At 72.6% G+C, this 15,345-nt stretch carries 10 protein-coding genes; 4 read left to right on the forward strand and 6 right to left on the reverse strand.

The genetic code is table 11. The features are described 5' to 3' along the window. Window positions 1–75: 75 nt before the first annotated feature. Both ACFVTF_RS30385 and ACFVTF_RS30390 read right to left on the reverse strand, forming a co-directional pair. On the reverse strand, window positions 76–1,623 hold the full coding sequence (locus ACFVTF_RS30385; RefSeq protein WP_371517153.1) for an MDR family MFS transporter: 1,548 nt from the start codon (window positions 1,621–1,623) through the stop codon (window positions 76–78). A 181-nt stretch (window positions 1,624–1,804) separates the two neighbouring features. Next, window positions 1,805–2,254 (reverse strand): MarR family winged helix-turn-helix transcriptional regulator, encoded by a 450-nt coding sequence (locus ACFVTF_RS30390; RefSeq protein ID WP_387817524.1) that lies wholly within the window; start codon window positions 2,252–2,254, stop codon window positions 1,805–1,807. Window positions 2,255–2,366: 112 nt separating this feature from the next. On the opposite strand from ACFVTF_RS30390, the gene ACFVTF_RS30395 reads away from it, so the two are divergent. Continuing rightward, window positions 2,367–3,419: an ABC transporter permease gene (locus tag ACFVTF_RS30395; protein WP_371517155.1), complete on the forward strand. Its 1,053-nt coding sequence runs from the start codon at window positions 2,367–2,369 to the stop codon at window positions 3,417–3,419. Window positions 3,420–3,489: 70 nt separating this feature from the next. Here the strand turns inward: ACFVTF_RS30395 and ACFVTF_RS30400 are convergent, their stop codons facing one another. From ACFVTF_RS30400 to ACFVTF_RS30415, 4 genes are all read right to left on the reverse strand, one after another. Then, a complete protein-coding gene (locus ACFVTF_RS30400) occupies window positions 3,490–4,710 on the reverse strand; it encodes an ROK family protein (protein ID WP_371517156.1) in 1,221 nt (406 codons plus the stop codon). An 18-nt stretch (window positions 4,711–4,728) separates the two neighbouring features. Then, window positions 4,729–5,271, reverse strand: a complete 543-nt coding sequence (locus ACFVTF_RS30405) for a GtrA family protein (RefSeq protein ID WP_371517157.1) — start codon at window positions 5,269–5,271, stop codon at window positions 4,729–4,731. A gap of 79 nt (window positions 5,272–5,350) precedes the next feature. Continuing rightward, window positions 5,351–7,747 carry an endopeptidase La gene (gene lon / locus ACFVTF_RS30410; protein ID WP_387817525.1) on the reverse strand — a complete coding sequence of 799 codons (2,397 nt, stop codon included), beginning with the start codon at window positions 7,745–7,747 and terminating at the stop codon, window positions 5,351–5,353. A 165-nt stretch (window positions 7,748–7,912) separates the two neighbouring features. Continuing rightward, window positions 7,913–8,710: a rhomboid-like protein gene (locus ACFVTF_RS30415; RefSeq protein ID WP_387817526.1), complete on the reverse strand. Its 798-nt coding sequence runs from the start codon at window positions 8,708–8,710 to the stop codon at window positions 7,913–7,915. A gap of 563 nt (window positions 8,711–9,273) precedes the next feature. Here ACFVTF_RS30415 and ACFVTF_RS30420 point away from each other — a divergent pair. The 3 genes from ACFVTF_RS30420 (at window position 9,274) to ACFVTF_RS30430 (ending at window position 15,281) form a co-directional block, all read left to right on the forward strand. Then, the gene (locus tag ACFVTF_RS30420; protein WP_063351140.1) at window positions 9,274–10,011 is read left to right on the forward strand and encodes a response regulator transcription factor; all 738 of its coding nucleotides are present in this window, start codon (window positions 9,274–9,276) and stop codon (window positions 10,009–10,011) included. A gap of 92 nt (window positions 10,012–10,103) precedes the next feature. Continuing rightward, on the forward strand, window positions 10,104–11,234 hold the full coding sequence (locus ACFVTF_RS30425; RefSeq protein WP_063347842.1) for a cell wall metabolism sensor histidine kinase WalK: 1,131 nt from the start codon (window positions 10,104–10,106) through the stop codon (window positions 11,232–11,234). A gap of 282 nt (window positions 11,235–11,516) precedes the next feature. Continuing rightward, entirely contained in the window at window positions 11,517–15,281 is a 3,765-nt protein-coding gene (locus ACFVTF_RS30430; RefSeq protein WP_387817527.1) for a multifunctional oxoglutarate decarboxylase/oxoglutarate dehydrogenase thiamine pyrophosphate-binding subunit/dihydrolipoyllysine-residue succinyltransferase subunit, read from the forward strand. The last annotated feature ends 64 nt before the right edge of the window (window positions 15,282–15,345 follow it).

The following is a 15,345-nucleotide window of genomic DNA, read 5'->3' on the forward strand; positions in this document are numbered from 1 at the left end:
GCGCGCGGGACGAACCGAACGGGCCGGGGAGTGTGATCCACACTCCCCGGCCCGTTCGCGCGTCCCCGCCCGGAGTCAGCCCTGCTGGCTGGTCTTCAGCGCGGTCTCCCGGATGAACAGCACCGTGACGAAGGCCAGCGCCGCGAACGGCGCGGCCCACAGGAAGACGGTGCCGACGCCGTGCCCGAACGCGTCCGTCACCAGCGGGACGATCGGGGCGGGCAGCTTGTGCAGGTCCGGGATGCCCCCGCCGCCGGCCGCGCTCGCGGCCGGGATGTGCGCGGCGGCCAGGTTCTCCGCGAGGTAGTGGGTCACCTTGCTGTTCATCAGCGCGCCGAGCGCGGAGACGCCCATCGCGCCGCCCATGGTGCGGAAGAAGGTCACCACGGAGCTGGCCGCGCCGAGCTCGTGGCGCGGCACCGTATTCTGCACCGCGAGCACCAGGTTCTGGCTGGTCAGGCCGAGGCCGATGCCGGTGATCGCCATGTAGACGCAGAGCAGCTTGTAGTCGGTGTCGACACGGGCGGTGGCGAGCAGGCCGAAGCCGATCGCGAGCAGCGCCGTGCCGGCGACCAGGTAGGCCTTCCACTTGCCGTACTTGGTGATCAGCCGGCCGGCGACGGTGGAGGCGAGCGCCAGGCCGAGGATCATCGGCAGGGTCATCAGGCCGGCCATGGTCGGGGACTTGGCGCGGGCCAGCTGGAAGTACTGGCTGAGGAAGGTGGTCGCGCCGTACATCCCGACGCCGACCAGCACGCTGGCCACCGCGGCCAGGGTGACGGTGCGGTACTTGAAGAGGTCCGGCGGGATGATCGGCTCGGCGGCGCGGCGCTCGATCACCACGGCCAGCGCGCCCAGCAGCAGGCCGCCGCCGACCATCGCGGCGGTCTGCCAGGACAGCCAGTCGTAGTTCGTGCCGGCCAGCGTGATCCAGATCATCAGCAGGCTGACGGCGCCGGTGATGACCAGCGCGCCCAGGTAGTCGATCTTCGCCTTGCGCTTGACCACCGGCAGCTTGAGGGTGCGCTGCACCACCAGGATCGCGGCCAGCGCGAACGGGATGCCGACGTAGAAGCACCAGCGCCAGCCCAGCCACGAGGTGTCCACGATGACGCCGCCGATCAGCGGTCCGCCGATGGTGGCCAGCGCGAAGACCGCGCCGAAGTAGCCGCTGTAACGGCCGCGCTCGCGCGGCGGGACCATCGCGGCCAGGCAGATCTGGCCCAGCGCGACCACACCGCCGGCACCGATGCCCTGGAGGGCGCGGCAGGCGATCAGCTCGGCGGTGTTCTGGGAGAGGCCGGCCAGGGCGGAGGTGGCGATGTAGATCAGCAGGGCTATCTGGAGCAGCAGCTTCTTGCTGACGAGGTCGGAGAGCTTGCCCCAGATCGGGGTGGAGGCGGTCAGGGTCAGCAGGGCCGCGGTGATCACCCAGGTGTAGGCGGACTGGCCGCCGTGCAGGTCGGTGAGGATGTGCGGCAGGGCGTTGGAGACGACGGTCGAGGAGAGCACGGCCACGAAGAGGCCGAGCAGCAGGCCGGACAGCGCCTCCATCACCTGCCGGTGGGTCATCGGTTGATCGTCGACGGCGGCTCCGACGGTCGCCTCGGCTGTGACGGTCATCTGGGTCCTTCGGCGGGAGGAGTGGGCGGGGGCGGGGGGTGCGCGGGCAGGAAAAAATCGTTGCCTTACGCAACCATAGGCCCGATGGTTGACTAAGGCAACTTTCTTCAAGCCCAAGTAAAGTCCGCATCCGAGCCACCGCCCCGCCCCCGGCCGCAGCCACCGCGGGCCCGGCCCCCGGTCACTCCGCCGGAGGCTCCCCGATCACGTCGTTGAAGCGGTGCAGCAGCACCGCGAAGCGGTCCACGTCCTCCGGCGACCAGCTGCCCAGCAGCTCCCGCACCCGCCGCATCCGGACGTCCCGGGCCGCCAGGTAGCGCCGCCGCCCGTCCTCGGTCAGCGAGACCAGCGCGGCCCGACGGTCCAGCGGATCCGCCTCCCGGGCCACCAGGCCCAGCTCCTCCAGCGCCCGGATCTGCCGGCTCACCGTGGCCTTGCCGACCGCGAAGTGCACGCCGACGTCCGTCACCCGCACCCGCCCGGCCTGCTCGATGTAGCCGAGCATGCTGTAGGCCATCCCCTCCAGCTCGGGGTGCACCCGGCGTGAGAGCTCCGCCACTCTGGCCCGGCCCCGCCGGAACATCAACGCGACCTCGCGCTCCACCGCCAGCAGGGATTCCTCGTCACTCACCGCGCCAGTATCCCGCAGCCGCACTGGCCGGAACGCGGCGCGCGGGGTGCGACAAGCCAACTAGTTCATGGTATGAAGTATCCGTTTTCCCCCAATACACAAGGAGATGTGGATGGCCGCCCCGGGGCAGGGTTTCGTCGCTGAACTGAAGGGCGCGGTCACACCGCGTGCGGCACTGCTCGTGATCGGCGTGCTGCTGCTGCAGCTCGGCTTCATCACCTCGTACGTCGGGGCGCTGCACCACCCGGCCCCGCACGAGCTGTCGATCGCGGTGGTCGCCCCGCCGCAGGTCACCCCCAAGCTGGTCCAGGGGCTGGAATCCGTGCCGGACGACGCCGTCAAGGCCGTCACCGCCCCGGACGCCGAGACGGCCACCCAGCAGATCAAGGACCAGAAGATCTACGCCGCGCTGGTCGTGAACCCGACCGGCACCGAAGACACCCTGCTGGTCGGCGGCGCCCGCGGCACCTCCGCCGCCAAGGCCGCCGAGTCCATCACCACCGCGCTGGACAAGTCCCAGGGCCGCACCGTCAAGGTCGAGGACGTCGTGCCGCTCGCCAAGGGCGACACCAACGGCCTCTCCGCGTTCTACCTGGTCATCGGCTGGTGCGTCGGCGGCTACCTGGTCGCCTCGATCCTCGGCATCAGCGCCGGCTCCAAGCCCGCCAACGTCCACCGTCTGCTGATCCGCCTCGGCGTGCTGGCGCTGTACTCGGTCGGCGCCGGCCTCGGCGGCACGATCATCGCCGGACCGGTGCTGGACGCGCTGCCCGGCTCGATCCTGGCCCTGACCGGCATCGGCGCCCTGGTGGTGTTCACGGTCGGCGCGTTCACCATGGCGCTGCAGTGCCTGTTCGACGTCATCGGCATCGGCGTCGCGGTGCTGATCTTCGTGGTGCTGGGCAACCCGAGCGCCGGCGGCGTCTACCCGGCACCGATGATGCCGCCGTTCTGGCGGGCCATCGGCTCGCTGATCCCGAACGGCGCCGGGACCAGTGCCACCAAGTCGATCGCCTACTTCGGCTCCACCAACCTGGCCATGCCGATCGTGGTCCTGGTGGTCTGGGCGCTGGTCGGCATCGGCGTCGCCTACCTGGCCGTGCTGCGCGGCCCGCGCTCCGGCGGCCGCGAGATCGTCGCCGCCGAGGCGTCCTCCGAGGCCTGATCCCCCGCGTTGCCCACCCCGAGCCCCCGGCCGCCCGGCCGGGGGCTCGGGTGCGTCCGGGGCCGGGAGGTCAGCCGCAGGCGAGCCGGCCCGGGTCCGCGACGACCGCCCGCACCACGCCCACCGCGGCGCCCAGCAGCGGCCCGCGCCGGCCCAGCCGGGACACCGTCAGCCGCTCGTCCGACCAGGGCCGCACCGTCACCCGGGCGGCCAGCTCGGCCCGCATCGCCGGCAGCAGCCAGGGCGCCAGCCGGGCGTAGCCGCCGCCCAGCACCACCTCGGCCGGGTCCAGCAGGTTGACCGCCCCGGCGGCCGCGATGCCCAGCGCCGAACCGGCCCCGGCCAGCACCGCGAGGGCCGGCCCGTCCCCGGCCCCGGCCCGCCCGGCGAGCAGCGTCACCCAGTCGCCCCGCGCGCCCGCCGGCCCGGCCGCCCGCAGCACGGCCGCCTCCCCCGCGTACTGCTCCAGGCAGCCGTGCGCGCCGCAGGCGCAGCGGTGGCCGTCCGGGTGGACCGGTACGTGGCCGAACTCGCCCGCGTAGCCGCGTGCCCCGCGCAGCAGCCGCCCGCCGACCACGATCGCCGCGCCGACGCCGGCCTCGGCCGAGACGTACAGGAAGTCCTCCGGGCCGCCGCCCAGCCACCGTTCGGCCAGCCCGCCCAGGTTGGCCTCGTTGTCCGCCTCGACCGGCAGCTCGGCCAGTTCGGCCGCGCCGGCCGCGCGCAGCGCCGGGCGCAGCTCGGCCGCCAGCGGGACGTCCCGCCAGCCCAGGTTGGCGGCCCGCTGGAGCACCCCGCCGGAGGTGCCGACCAGCCCGGGGACGGCCAGGGTCAGCCCGGCCGGGCGCAGGCCCGACTCGGCGACGGCCGCGTGCAGCAGTTCGGCGAGGTCGGCCATGACCGCGGCGGGCCGGCGGCCCCGGTTGCGGACCTCGCGGCGGCGCCAGGTCCGGACCTCGCCGCTCAGGTCGACCACGCAGGCGCCGAGGTGCTCCACCCCGATCTCGGCGCCGAGGCCGCCGGGCCCGAGCGGGTTGAGCCCGAGCGCGGTGCCGGGGCGGCCGACCTTGCCGCTGGGCGTGGCCGGGCCCTCCTCGACGACCAGGCCGCCGGCGATCAGCTGCTCGGCGAGCGAGGAGACGGCGGCCCTGGTCAGCCCGGTCTCGGCGGCCACCTCGGCCCGGGAGCGCGGGGCGCGCGCGATCACCCCGAGCACCAGGGCCAGGTTGGCCCGGCGCATCCCCTGCTGGCTGGCGGGCCCGCTCCGAACCGCGTCCGGTTCCCCGCGCATAACCCTCACCTCACGGCCTTATGGCGCATCCCGTGGCATCTCGGGTGCAGCGTAACCGGGTTCGTACCTCGGGTGCGCCCGTTCGGCGGGCCGGGTGAAGACCCACCGCTGCATCGCCCAGAAGCGGAACAGCATCGCGGCGAAGGTGCCGACGACCATCCCGCTGAGGAAGTCCGCGGTCTCCTGGACGAACGGGCCGACGTACGGCTCGCGCAGGTCCAGGGCGTAGCGGGAGAGTGCCAGCGGCAGGTCGTTGACGGCGATCGCCATGGCGCTGACCAGGAAGAACAGCAGTGCCTCGCGCGGGTGCCCGGCCGTCCGGAAGGCCCAGCGGCGGTTGAGCACGTAGGAGACGACGGTCGAGATCACCGTCGCGACCGTCAGCGCGACCACCGGCTTGTGCTCCAGCACGGTGAACTTCAGCTCGAAGTCGATCACCAGGGTGAGGGTGAAGCAGGCGCCGCCGACCAGCAGGAACTTCACCAGCCTGCGGTGCCGCACCAGGAACGGACGCAGCCGGGCCGGCACCCGGGCCAGGGCGCGCTGCGTGGGGGACGGCATCTCCGCAGTGTGGCACGCGCAGACGCCGTCCTCCCACCGATCCTCCCGCCGGTCCTCCCGTCGACCCGGCGCGGCCCGGTCAGGCCGCCGCGGCCAGGACCTTGGCCGGCTCCAGGGCCAGCTCCAGCACCTCCCGCACGTCCGCCACCGGGTGGACGGTGAGCCGCTCCAGCACCTCGGCCGGGACGTCGTCCAGGTCGGCCTCGTTGCGCTTGGGGATGATCACCGTGGTGACGCCGGCCCGGTCGGCGGCGAGCAGCTTCTGCTTCACCCCGCCGATCGGCAGCACCCGCCCGGTCAGCGACACCTCGCCGGTCATCGCCAGGTCGGTGCGCACCTTGCGGCCGGACAGCAGCGAGGCGAGCGCCGTGGTCATGGTGATGCCGGCGCTCGGCCCGTCCTTGGGGACGGCCCCGGCGGGGACGTGCAGGTGCACGCCGCGGTCGCGCAGCGAGGTGACCGGCAGCTCCAGTTCGGCGCCTCGCGAGCGCAGGTAGGAGAGCGCGATGTGCGCGGACTCCTTCATCACGTCGCCCAGTTGCCCGGTGAGGGTGAGTCCGGTGCCGCCGGTCTCGGCGTCGGCGAGCGAGGCCTCGATGTAGAGGACGTCGCCGCCGGCGCCGGTCACGGCGAGGCCGGTGGCCACGCCGGGGACGGCGGTGCGCCGCTCGGCCGGCGCCTGGGCGGCCTCCGGCACGTGGTGGGGCCGGCCGATCAGGGCGCGCAGGTCGTCCGGGCCGATCGCGGCGGGCAGTTCGCGCTCGCCGAGTTCGGCCTGGGCGGCGATCCTGCGCAGCACCCGGGCGATCGAGCGCTCCAGGTTCCGCACGCCGGCCTCCCGGGTGTACTCCCCGGCCAGTCGGCGCAGCGCCGCCTCGTCGACGCTCACCTGGTCGCCGCCCAGTCCGGCCTTCTCGCGCTGGCGCGGGAGCAGGTGGTCGCGGGCGATGACGACCTTCTCGTCCTCGGTGTAGCCGTCGAGGCGGACGAGCTCCATCCGGTCGAGCAGCGGCTCGGGGATGGCCTCCAGCACGTTGGCGGTGGCGAGGAAGACGACGTCCGAGAGGTCGAGCTCGACCTCCAGGTAGTGGTCCCGGAAGGTGTGGTTCTGCGCCGGGTCCAGCACCTCCAGCAGGGCGGCGGCCGGGTCGCCCCGGTAGTCGGAGCCGACCTTGTCGATCTCGTCGAGCAGGACGACCGGGTTCATCGAGCCGGCCTCCTTGATCGCCCGCACGAGCCGGCCGGGCTGCGCGCCGACGTAGGTGCGCCGGTGGCCGCGGATCTCGGCCTCGTCCCGGACGCCGCCGAGCGCGACCCGCACGAAGGTGCGGCCCATGGCGCGGGCCACCGACTCGCCGAGCGAGGTCTTGCCGACGCCGGGCGGGCCGACCAGCGCCAGCACCGCGCCGCCGCGCCGGCCGCCGACCAGCCCGAGCCCCTGGTCGGCCCGGCGCTTGCGCACCGCGAGGTACTCGACGATGCGGTCCTTCACGTCGGCCAGGCCGGCGTGGTCGGCGTCCAGCACCGCGCGGGCGCCGGCGATGTCGTACGCGTCCTCGGTGCGCTCGCTCCAGGGCAGCTCCAGGACGGTGTCCAGCCAGGTGCGGATCCACGGGCCCTCGGGGGACTGCTCGGAGGCCCGCTCCAGCTTGTCGACCTCCTTGAGGGCCGCGTCGCGGACCTTCTCGGGCAGGTCGGCGGCCTCGACCCGGGCGCGGTAGTCGCCCTCCTCGTCGGCCGGGTCGCCGTTGAGCTCGGCCAGTTCCTTGCGGACGGCCTCCAACTGACGGCGGAGCAGGAACTCCTTCTGCTGCTTGGCCACGCCCTCCTCGACGTCCTTGCGGATGGTGTCGTTGACCTCCTCCTCGGCGAGGTGGTCGCGCAGCAGGGTCAGCGCGTACTCCAGGCGGGCGACCTGGTCGGCCTCCAGCAGCACCTTGAGCTTCTGCTCGGCGGTGGCGAAGGGCGCGTAGCCGATGTTGTCGGCGAGCTCGCCGACGCCCTCGATCTGGGCCACCCGGTCGACGATCTGCCAGGCGCCGCGCCTGCGCAGCCACTGGGTGGACAGCGCCTTGTACTCCTTGACCAGCTCGGCGGCCCGGCCGGCCACCGGGGTGTCCACCGCGGACTCCCGGAAGGGCGTGGTCTCCACCCAGAGGGCGGCGCCGGGGCCGGTGGTGCCGGCCCCGATGCGGACCCGGCGCACGGCGCGCACCAGCGCGGCCGGCTCCCCGTCGGCCAGCCGGCCGACCTGCTCGACGGTGGCCAGGGTGCCGACCGCCGCGTACGAGCCGTCCACCCGCGGGACCAGGAGGACCTGCGGCTTGCCGGTGCCGGTGGCCGCCGCGCGGGCGGCCTCGACCGCGGCGCGCACCTCGGTGTCCTTGAGGTCCAGCGGGACGACCATGCCCGGCAGGACGACCTCGTCGTCGAGCGGCAGCACGGGCAGGGTGAGCGGTGTGGACGTCGATGCCATGATCTCTCCCCAGTCAGTGAAGTTGAGTCGACCTGACTAAGGCCTGGCGCGCGCCGGATGTTCCCGGGGCGGTGTTCGCCGTGAGCGAACAGGAGGGGGTGTGGAGCAAGCGGGGGAGGGCGCGGGAAGTGCCGTCAAAAGCGTCCGGGGCGGCACCCGGAAGGGTCAGCGCACGTCCAGGACCGGAGCGCCGCCCGGCGCGGGCGAGGAGCCCGCGGCCGGCGCCTCGGCCCGGCGCGTCCGCGGCTTCGGCCGCGGCCGGCGGGCCTGGGCCCGGCGCAGCCAGCGCCACAGCGCCACCCCGGTGAGCACCGCGGCCGGGTGCCCCACGGCGGTGACCAGGTCCCGCTCGGTGAGGATCTGCTCGGCGATCAGCAGCCCGGCGCCGCCGAGCGCGACCAGCCGCCCGCGCCACGGCAGCAGCCCGGCCACCGCGCCCAGGCAGGTGAGCACGCCGTAGCTGACGCCGATGTCCAGGTAGTCCAGCGCCCCGGCCTCCATCCGCCCGGTCTCCACCGCGGTGATCACCACGCCCTGGGACAGCAGCGTGGCCGTGACGTGCCCGATCGCGAAGACCGCCGCCGCCCGGGCGGGGCCGATCCGGCGCTCCAGCGGCGCGAGGGTGACGGCGAATCCCCACAGGTACGGCATCCACACCTCGCCGGCCACCCAGAAGCCGCTGAGCACCAGCGCGCGCAGGGGGTGCTGCAGGAGGTTGTGGCCGTCGGAACTGGAGGCCTCCTGCAGCCGCTGCACGAGTTCCGGATCGGCGAGTTTGGCAAAGGTCGTGGTGGCGCCCACCACGGCGAGGTAGCCGAGGGTGAAGGGGTTCCGCCGGGGTGTCGGCACCCGCGCCAGCAGCCACTCGACGACGCCGGTGCGCAGACCGTGCCGGAGCATCCCGTACGGCGGGCCGGCGGTCGACGCCCCGACCCGTCCGACACCTCGCCGCAGTCCAGCCATGCCGCCCTCCGCTCCACGCCGGCAGCCACCGGCCCCTCACCCAGGTGCCCAACGTACCGGCGCGCGCCGCGGATCCCGCCCTGCGGGGCGTTGTCGTGGCCACGTTACGTCGAGGTTCTGAGAGGCATCTGAGAAAAGCCGGTGAAGACCGTCGGGAAACCGGTCGACCGGATTCCTGATATTGGTCCAGACCTTCTTCCGGCGAGCGCACCGACAGGGGCTCTGACCGGCGACTTGGCGTCAACTCGACTGCATACGTACCGTTACGCAGAGAAAAATCGCCGGGTAAGGTATCGGCCCGTGCCCACTCGTGCAGTGGGCTCCGAGGGCGGCCCGACGGCCGGCCCACGGGCCGGAAACGTCCGGTCCACCTGCCGGGAGGCATCCGCTGTCCGTACGCTGCGAAGTGCGCGGGAGAAGTGGGCGGGCGACAATCCGCCCGCCGACCCGCACGCACGACGGGACGGCGGACCCGGCACAGTCCACGACGGAACAAGACTACGAGCGGAGCCCGCCATCCCCACAGGTGGCCGGCCCGCAGCCCTGGGGGCGGTGGCGTGACCGTGACAGAACTTCAGCAGGACAACAACCACAGCGGCGGCACGGTGAGCAGCCAACGCAGAGTGCTGGTGGTGGAGGACGAACCGACGATCGCGGAGTCGATCGCGGCCCGGCTGGGCGCGGAGGGCTTCAAGGTCGCCGTGGCCCACGACGGGCCGGGCGCGGTCGACGGCTTCCACACCTGGCAGCCGGACCTGGTGGTCCTCGACATCATGCTGCCCGGCTTCGACGGCCTTGAGGTGTGCCGCCGGATCCAGGCGCAACGCCCGGTGCCGGTGCTGATGCTGACCGCGCGCGACGACGAGACGGACCTGCTGGTCGGCCTCGGCGTGGGCGCCGACGACTACATGACCAAACCGTTCTCGATGCGCGAACTGGCCGCCCGGGTCAACGTGCTGCTGCGCCGCGTCGAGCGCGCCCAGCAGGCGGCCCGCACGCCCGCGCTCGGCTCGCTGCGCTTCGGCGAGCTGGAGATCGACCACGTGCAGCGCCGGGTCCGGCTCGCCTCGGGCGACGTCCACCTGACGCCCACCGAGTTCGACCTGCTCGCCTGCCTGGCCGCGCAGCCGCGCGCCGTGCTGACCCGCGAGCAGCTGCTGGCCGAGGTCTGGGACTGGACGGACGCGTCCGGCACCCGCACCGTGGACAGCCACGTCAAGGCGCTGCGCCGCAAGATCGGCGCGAGCTGGATCCGTACCGTCCACGGCGTCGGGTACGCGCTGGAGGCCCCGCTCTCCTAGCGGCGAGCCTCGGGCGACGGGCCTCCGGGGGGCCCGTGTCCCGAACTGCCGCGCACCACGCGGGAGACGTACGCGGGGATCACAGGGGACCAATGACCTTTCCACAGCAACGCAACGGGGACACCGGCGGCACGCGGTCGCAGACGCTGGCCGCCCGCGCCGCCCGCCGGGTCTGGGCCGACATCCGGCCGCTCGACCCGGTCCGCTCGATCAAGGGCAAGCTCGCCCTGCTGGTGATCGTCTCCGTCTTCCTGGCCACCGGCATGGTGGTCGTGGCGATCCGGTCCGAGACCCAGATCCGGATCATCATGGTCTTCTCCATGATCGCCTCGCTGCTCTTCATGCAGTTCCTCGCGCACGGGCTGACCGCCCCCCTGCGCGAGATGACGGCCGCCGCCCGCGCGATGGCCTCCGGCGACTACAGCCGCCGGGTCGAGGTGAACTCGCGCGACGAGATCGGCGAACTGGCGACCACCTTCAACCAGATGGCCGCCGACCTGGGGGCCGCCGACCGGCACCGCCGCGAGCTGGTCGCCAACGTCTCGCACGAGCTGCGCACGCCCATCGCCGCGCTGCGCGCCGTGCTGGAGAACGTGGTGGACGGCGTCGTCCAGCCCAATCCGGCGACCCTGGGGGCCGCCCTGGAGCAGACCGAGCGGCTCGGCCGCCTGGTCACCCACCTGCTGGACCTCTCCAAGATCGACGACGGCGTGGTCGACCTGGACGCCCGCCCCTTCGAGGTGCGCGAGTTCCTGGACGGCGTGCTGCGCGGGGTCACCGTGGACGGCGCGACGGCCGGCGGGGCGTTCTCCCGACGCGGCGACGTCCGGCTGGCGCTGGAGGTCAGCCCGACCGGCCTGACCGGCGTGGCGGACCCGGAACGGCTCCACCAGGTGGTCGCCAACCTGGTCGACAACGCCTGCAAGCACTCCCCGCCCGGCGGCACCGTGACGGTGCGCGCGCGGCCCGACGGCGGGCCCGGCGGCCTGCTGCTGGAGGTCGAGGACGAGGGCCCGGGCATCCCGCCGGCCGACCGCGGCCGGGTGTTCGAGCGGTTCAGCCGCAGCGGCACCGCGACCGCCCAGGGGCCCGGCTCGGACGGCGGCACCGGCCTCGGCCTGGCCATCGCCCGCTGGGCGGTGGACCTGCACGGCGGTCGGATCGCGGTCGCCGAGTCGCCCCGCGGCTGCCGGATCGAGGTCCGGCTGCCGGGGCAGCGCTGAGGGTCGGATGTGTCACAGAAGCGACACAGACGTACACGAAGATCATTGGATGATCCCCATGGGGCTTTGTCCGGTTTTGTCCGGATATGCCCTATGGGTGGAGGCGGTCGGTTCCCCTCAGATACGGCTTTCTAACGCACATTTTCAGCCAAACTGCAGGTCAGGACTGTGATCTGGGCGACGCCTGGGGCCCGGGGACTGCGCGATCACTGGTCAGGGGCGTAGCCTTAATCCCCGCTGTCCAAACATCCCAAAAGGAAGCGGAAGAGGGCGGTTGCCGCCGTGTCGCCACAGTCCCCTGAAACCCCCAATAGCTCGGCTAGCTCCACTGGCTTCGGTCCCAATGAGTGGCTCGTCGATGAGATCTACCAGCAGTACCTCCAGGACCCGAACTCGGTCGACCGAGCCTGGTGGGACTTTTTCGCCGACTACAAGCCCGGTACCGAGGTGACCCCAGTGACCCAGGCCGCGACCCAGGCCGGCCCCACGCCGACCCCTGCCGCTGCCCCCGCGCCCGCTGCTGCTCCGGCCGCGACCGCCCCCGCCGCACCGGCCGCACCGGCCGCTCCGGCGCCGGCCCCCGCGCCGCTCGCCGCAGCTCCCGTCGCGCCCCCGGCCCCGGCCCCCAAGGCCGCCGCCCCGGCCCCGGCCGCTCCGGCCGCCGCCGCGGCGGACGCGCCCGCCGGCCCCGAGCTGATCCAGCTGCGCGGCCCGGCCAAGGCCGTCGCCACCAACATGGACGCCTCGCTGGAGGTGCCGACCGCGACCTCGGTCCGCGCGGTGCCCGCGAAGCTGTTGATCGACAACCGCATCGTCATCAACAACCACCTGCAGCGCGCCCGCGGCGGCAAGGTCTCCTTCACCCACCTGATCGGCTACGCCCTGGTCCAGGCCATCAAGGCCGCCCCGGGCATGAACTACAGCTACAAGGTGGAGAACGGCAAGGCCTTCCTGGTCAAGCCCGAGCACGTCAACCTCGGCCTGGCCATCGACCTGGTCAAGCCGAACGGCGACCGCCAGCTCGTCGTCGCGGCCATCAAGAAGGCCGAGACCCTCGACTTCTTCGGCTTCTGGCAGGCCTACGAGGACATCGTCCGCCGGGCCCGCGCCAACAAGCTGACCATGGACGACTTCACCGGCGTCACGGTCTCGCTGACCAACCCCGGCGGCATCGGCACCGTGCACTCCGTGCCGCGCCTGATGCAGAACCAGGGCACCATCGTCGGCGTCGGCGCCATGGAGTACCCGGCCGAGTTCCAGGGCTCCGCCCCGGAGACCCTGTCCCGCCTGGGCGTCTCCAAGATCATGACGCTGACCTCGACCTACGACCACCGCGTCATCCAGGGCGCGGCGTCCGGCGAGTTCCTGCGCGAGATCCACCGCCTCCTCCTCGGCGAGAAGGGGTTCTACGACGAGATCTTCGAGTCGCTGCGGATCCCGTACGAGCCGGTCCGCTGGGCCACCGACGTCGCCACCACCCACGACGACGAGGTCAACAAGACCGCCCGCGTCATGGAGCTGATCCACGCGTACCGCGTGCGCGGCCACCTGATGGCCGACACCGACCCGCTGGAGTACAAGCAGCGCAAGCACCCCGACCTGGACGTCACCACCCACGGCCTCACCCTGTGGGACCTGGAGCGCGAGTTCGCGGTCGGCGGTTTCGGCGGCCAGAAGATGATGAAGCTCCGCGACATCCTCGGCCTGCTGCGCAACACGTACTGCCGCACCGTCGGCGTCGAGTACATGCACATCCAGGACCCGAAGCAGCGCAAGTGGCTGCAGGAGCGCCTGGAGAAGCCGTACTCCAAGCCCGAGCGCGAGGAGCAGCTGCGCATCCTGCGCCGGCTGAACTCGGCCGAGGCCTTCGAGACGTTCCTGCAGACCAAGTACGTCGGGCAGAAGCGCTTCTCGCTGGAGGGCGGCGAGTCGCTCATCCCGCTGCTGGACGCCACCATCGACGCCGCCGCCGAGCACCGCCTCGACGAGGCCGTCATCGGCATGGCCCACCGCGGCCGCCTGAACGTGCTGGCCAACATCGTCGGCAAGCCGTACGGCAAGATCTTCGGCGAGTTCGAGGGCAACCTCGACCCGAAGTCGATGCACGGCTCCGGCGACGTGAAGTACCACCTCGGCTCCGAGGGCACCTTCACCGGCCTGGACGGCGAGACCATCAAGGTCTCGCTCGCCGCGAACCCCTCCCACCTGGAGACGGTCGACCCGGTCGTCGAGGGCATCGCCCGCGCCAAGCAGGACATCCTGGACCAGGGCGGCACCACCTTCCCGGTGCTGCCGATCCAGATCCACGGCGACGCGGCCTTCGCCGGCCAGGGCGTCGTCGCGGAGACCCTGAACATGTCGCAGCTGCGCGGCTACCGCACCGGCGGCACGATCCACCTGGTGGTCAACAACCAGGTCGGCTTCACCGCCGCCCCGGCGTCCTCGCGCTCCTCGATGTACTGCACCGACGTGGCCCGGATGATCGAGGCCCCGATCTTCCACGTCAACGGCGACGACCCGGAGGCCGTGGTCCGCGTCGCGCGGCTCGCCTTCGAGTTCCGCCAGGCGTTCCACAAGGACGTCGTGATCGACCTCATCTGCTACCGCCGCCGCGGTCACAACGAGGCCGACAACCCGTCGTTCACCCAGCCGCTGATGTACGACCTGATCGACAAGAAGCGCTCGGTGCGCAAGCTGTACACCGAGGGCCTGATCGGTCGCGGCGACATCACCATGGAAGAGGCGGAGCAGGCGCTCCAGGACTTCCAGGGCCAGCTGGAGAAGGTCTTCGCCGAGGTCCGCGACGCCGCCCAGACCCCCGCCCCGGCCACCGCCGGCAAGCCGGTCGCCGACTTCCCGGTCAACATCCAGACCGGCATCTCCCAGGAGATGGTCAAGCGGATCGCCGCCTCGCAGGTCAACCTGCCGGACTGGCTGACCGTCCACCCGCGCCTGCTGCCGCAGCTCCAGCGCCGCGCCGCCTCCGTCGAGGACAACACCATCGACTGGGCGACGGGCGAGACCCTCGCCATCGGCTCGCTGCTCATGGAGGGCCACCCGGTCCGCCTGGCCGGCCAGGACAGCCGCCGCGGCACCTTCGGCCAGCGGCACGCCGTCCTGATCGACCGCAACACCGGCGAGGACTACACCCCGCTGCAGTACCTCACCGAGGACCAGGCCCGCTACACCGTCTACGACAGCCTGCTGTCGGAGTACGCGGCGATGGGCTTCGAGTACGGCTACTCGCTGACCCGCCCGAACTCGCTGGTCATGTGGGAGGCGCAGTTCGGCGACTTCGTCAACGGCGCGCAGACCGTGGTGGACGAGTACATCGCCTCCGCCGAGCAGAAGTGGGGCCAGCACTCGGGCGTCACCCTGCTGCTGCCGCACGGCTACGAGGGCCAGGGCCCGGACCACTCGTCCGCCCGCCCGGAGCGCTTCCTGCAGCTGTGCGCGCAGAACAACATGACGGTCGCCATGCCGACCCTGCCGTCGAACTACTTCCACCTGCTGCGCTGGCAGGCGCACAACCCGCACCACAAGCCGCTGGTCGTCTTCACCCCGAAGTCGATGCTGCGTCTCAAGGCCGCGGCGAGTGCGACCGAGGAGTTCCTGTCCGGTTCCTTCCGCCCGGTCATCGGTGACAACACCGTCGACCCGGCGCAGGTGCGCAAGGTCGTCATCACCGCCGGCAAGTTCTACTACGACCTGGCGGCGGCCCGCACCGAGCGCGGCGTCACCGACACCGCGATCGTCCGGGTCGAGCGGCTCTACCCGCTGCCGGTGGCCGAGCTCCAGGAGGAGCTCGCCCGCTACGGCGACGACGTCCAGTTCGTCTGGGCGCAGGAGGAGCCGGACAACCAGGGCGCCTGGCCGTTCATCGCGATGAACCTGGTCGACCACCTCCAGGTCGTCGTCGGCCGCAGCGCCAACGGCTCGCGGCTGCGCCGCGTCGCCCGCACGACGGCCTCGTCCCCGGCGGTCGGCTCGGCCAAGCGGCACGCCGCCGAGCAGCAGGCGCTGATCGAAGAGGTCTACTCGCTCTGAGGCCCTGACGCCCCGAGGCGCTGGAGCACCGACGCCCGCGGCCCCCGTCCTCCCCTGGGAGACG

Source organism: Kitasatospora sp. NPDC057940, assembly GCF_042887425.1.
Taxonomy (GTDB): domain Bacteria; phylum Actinomycetota; class Actinomycetes; order Streptomycetales; family Streptomycetaceae; genus Kitasatospora.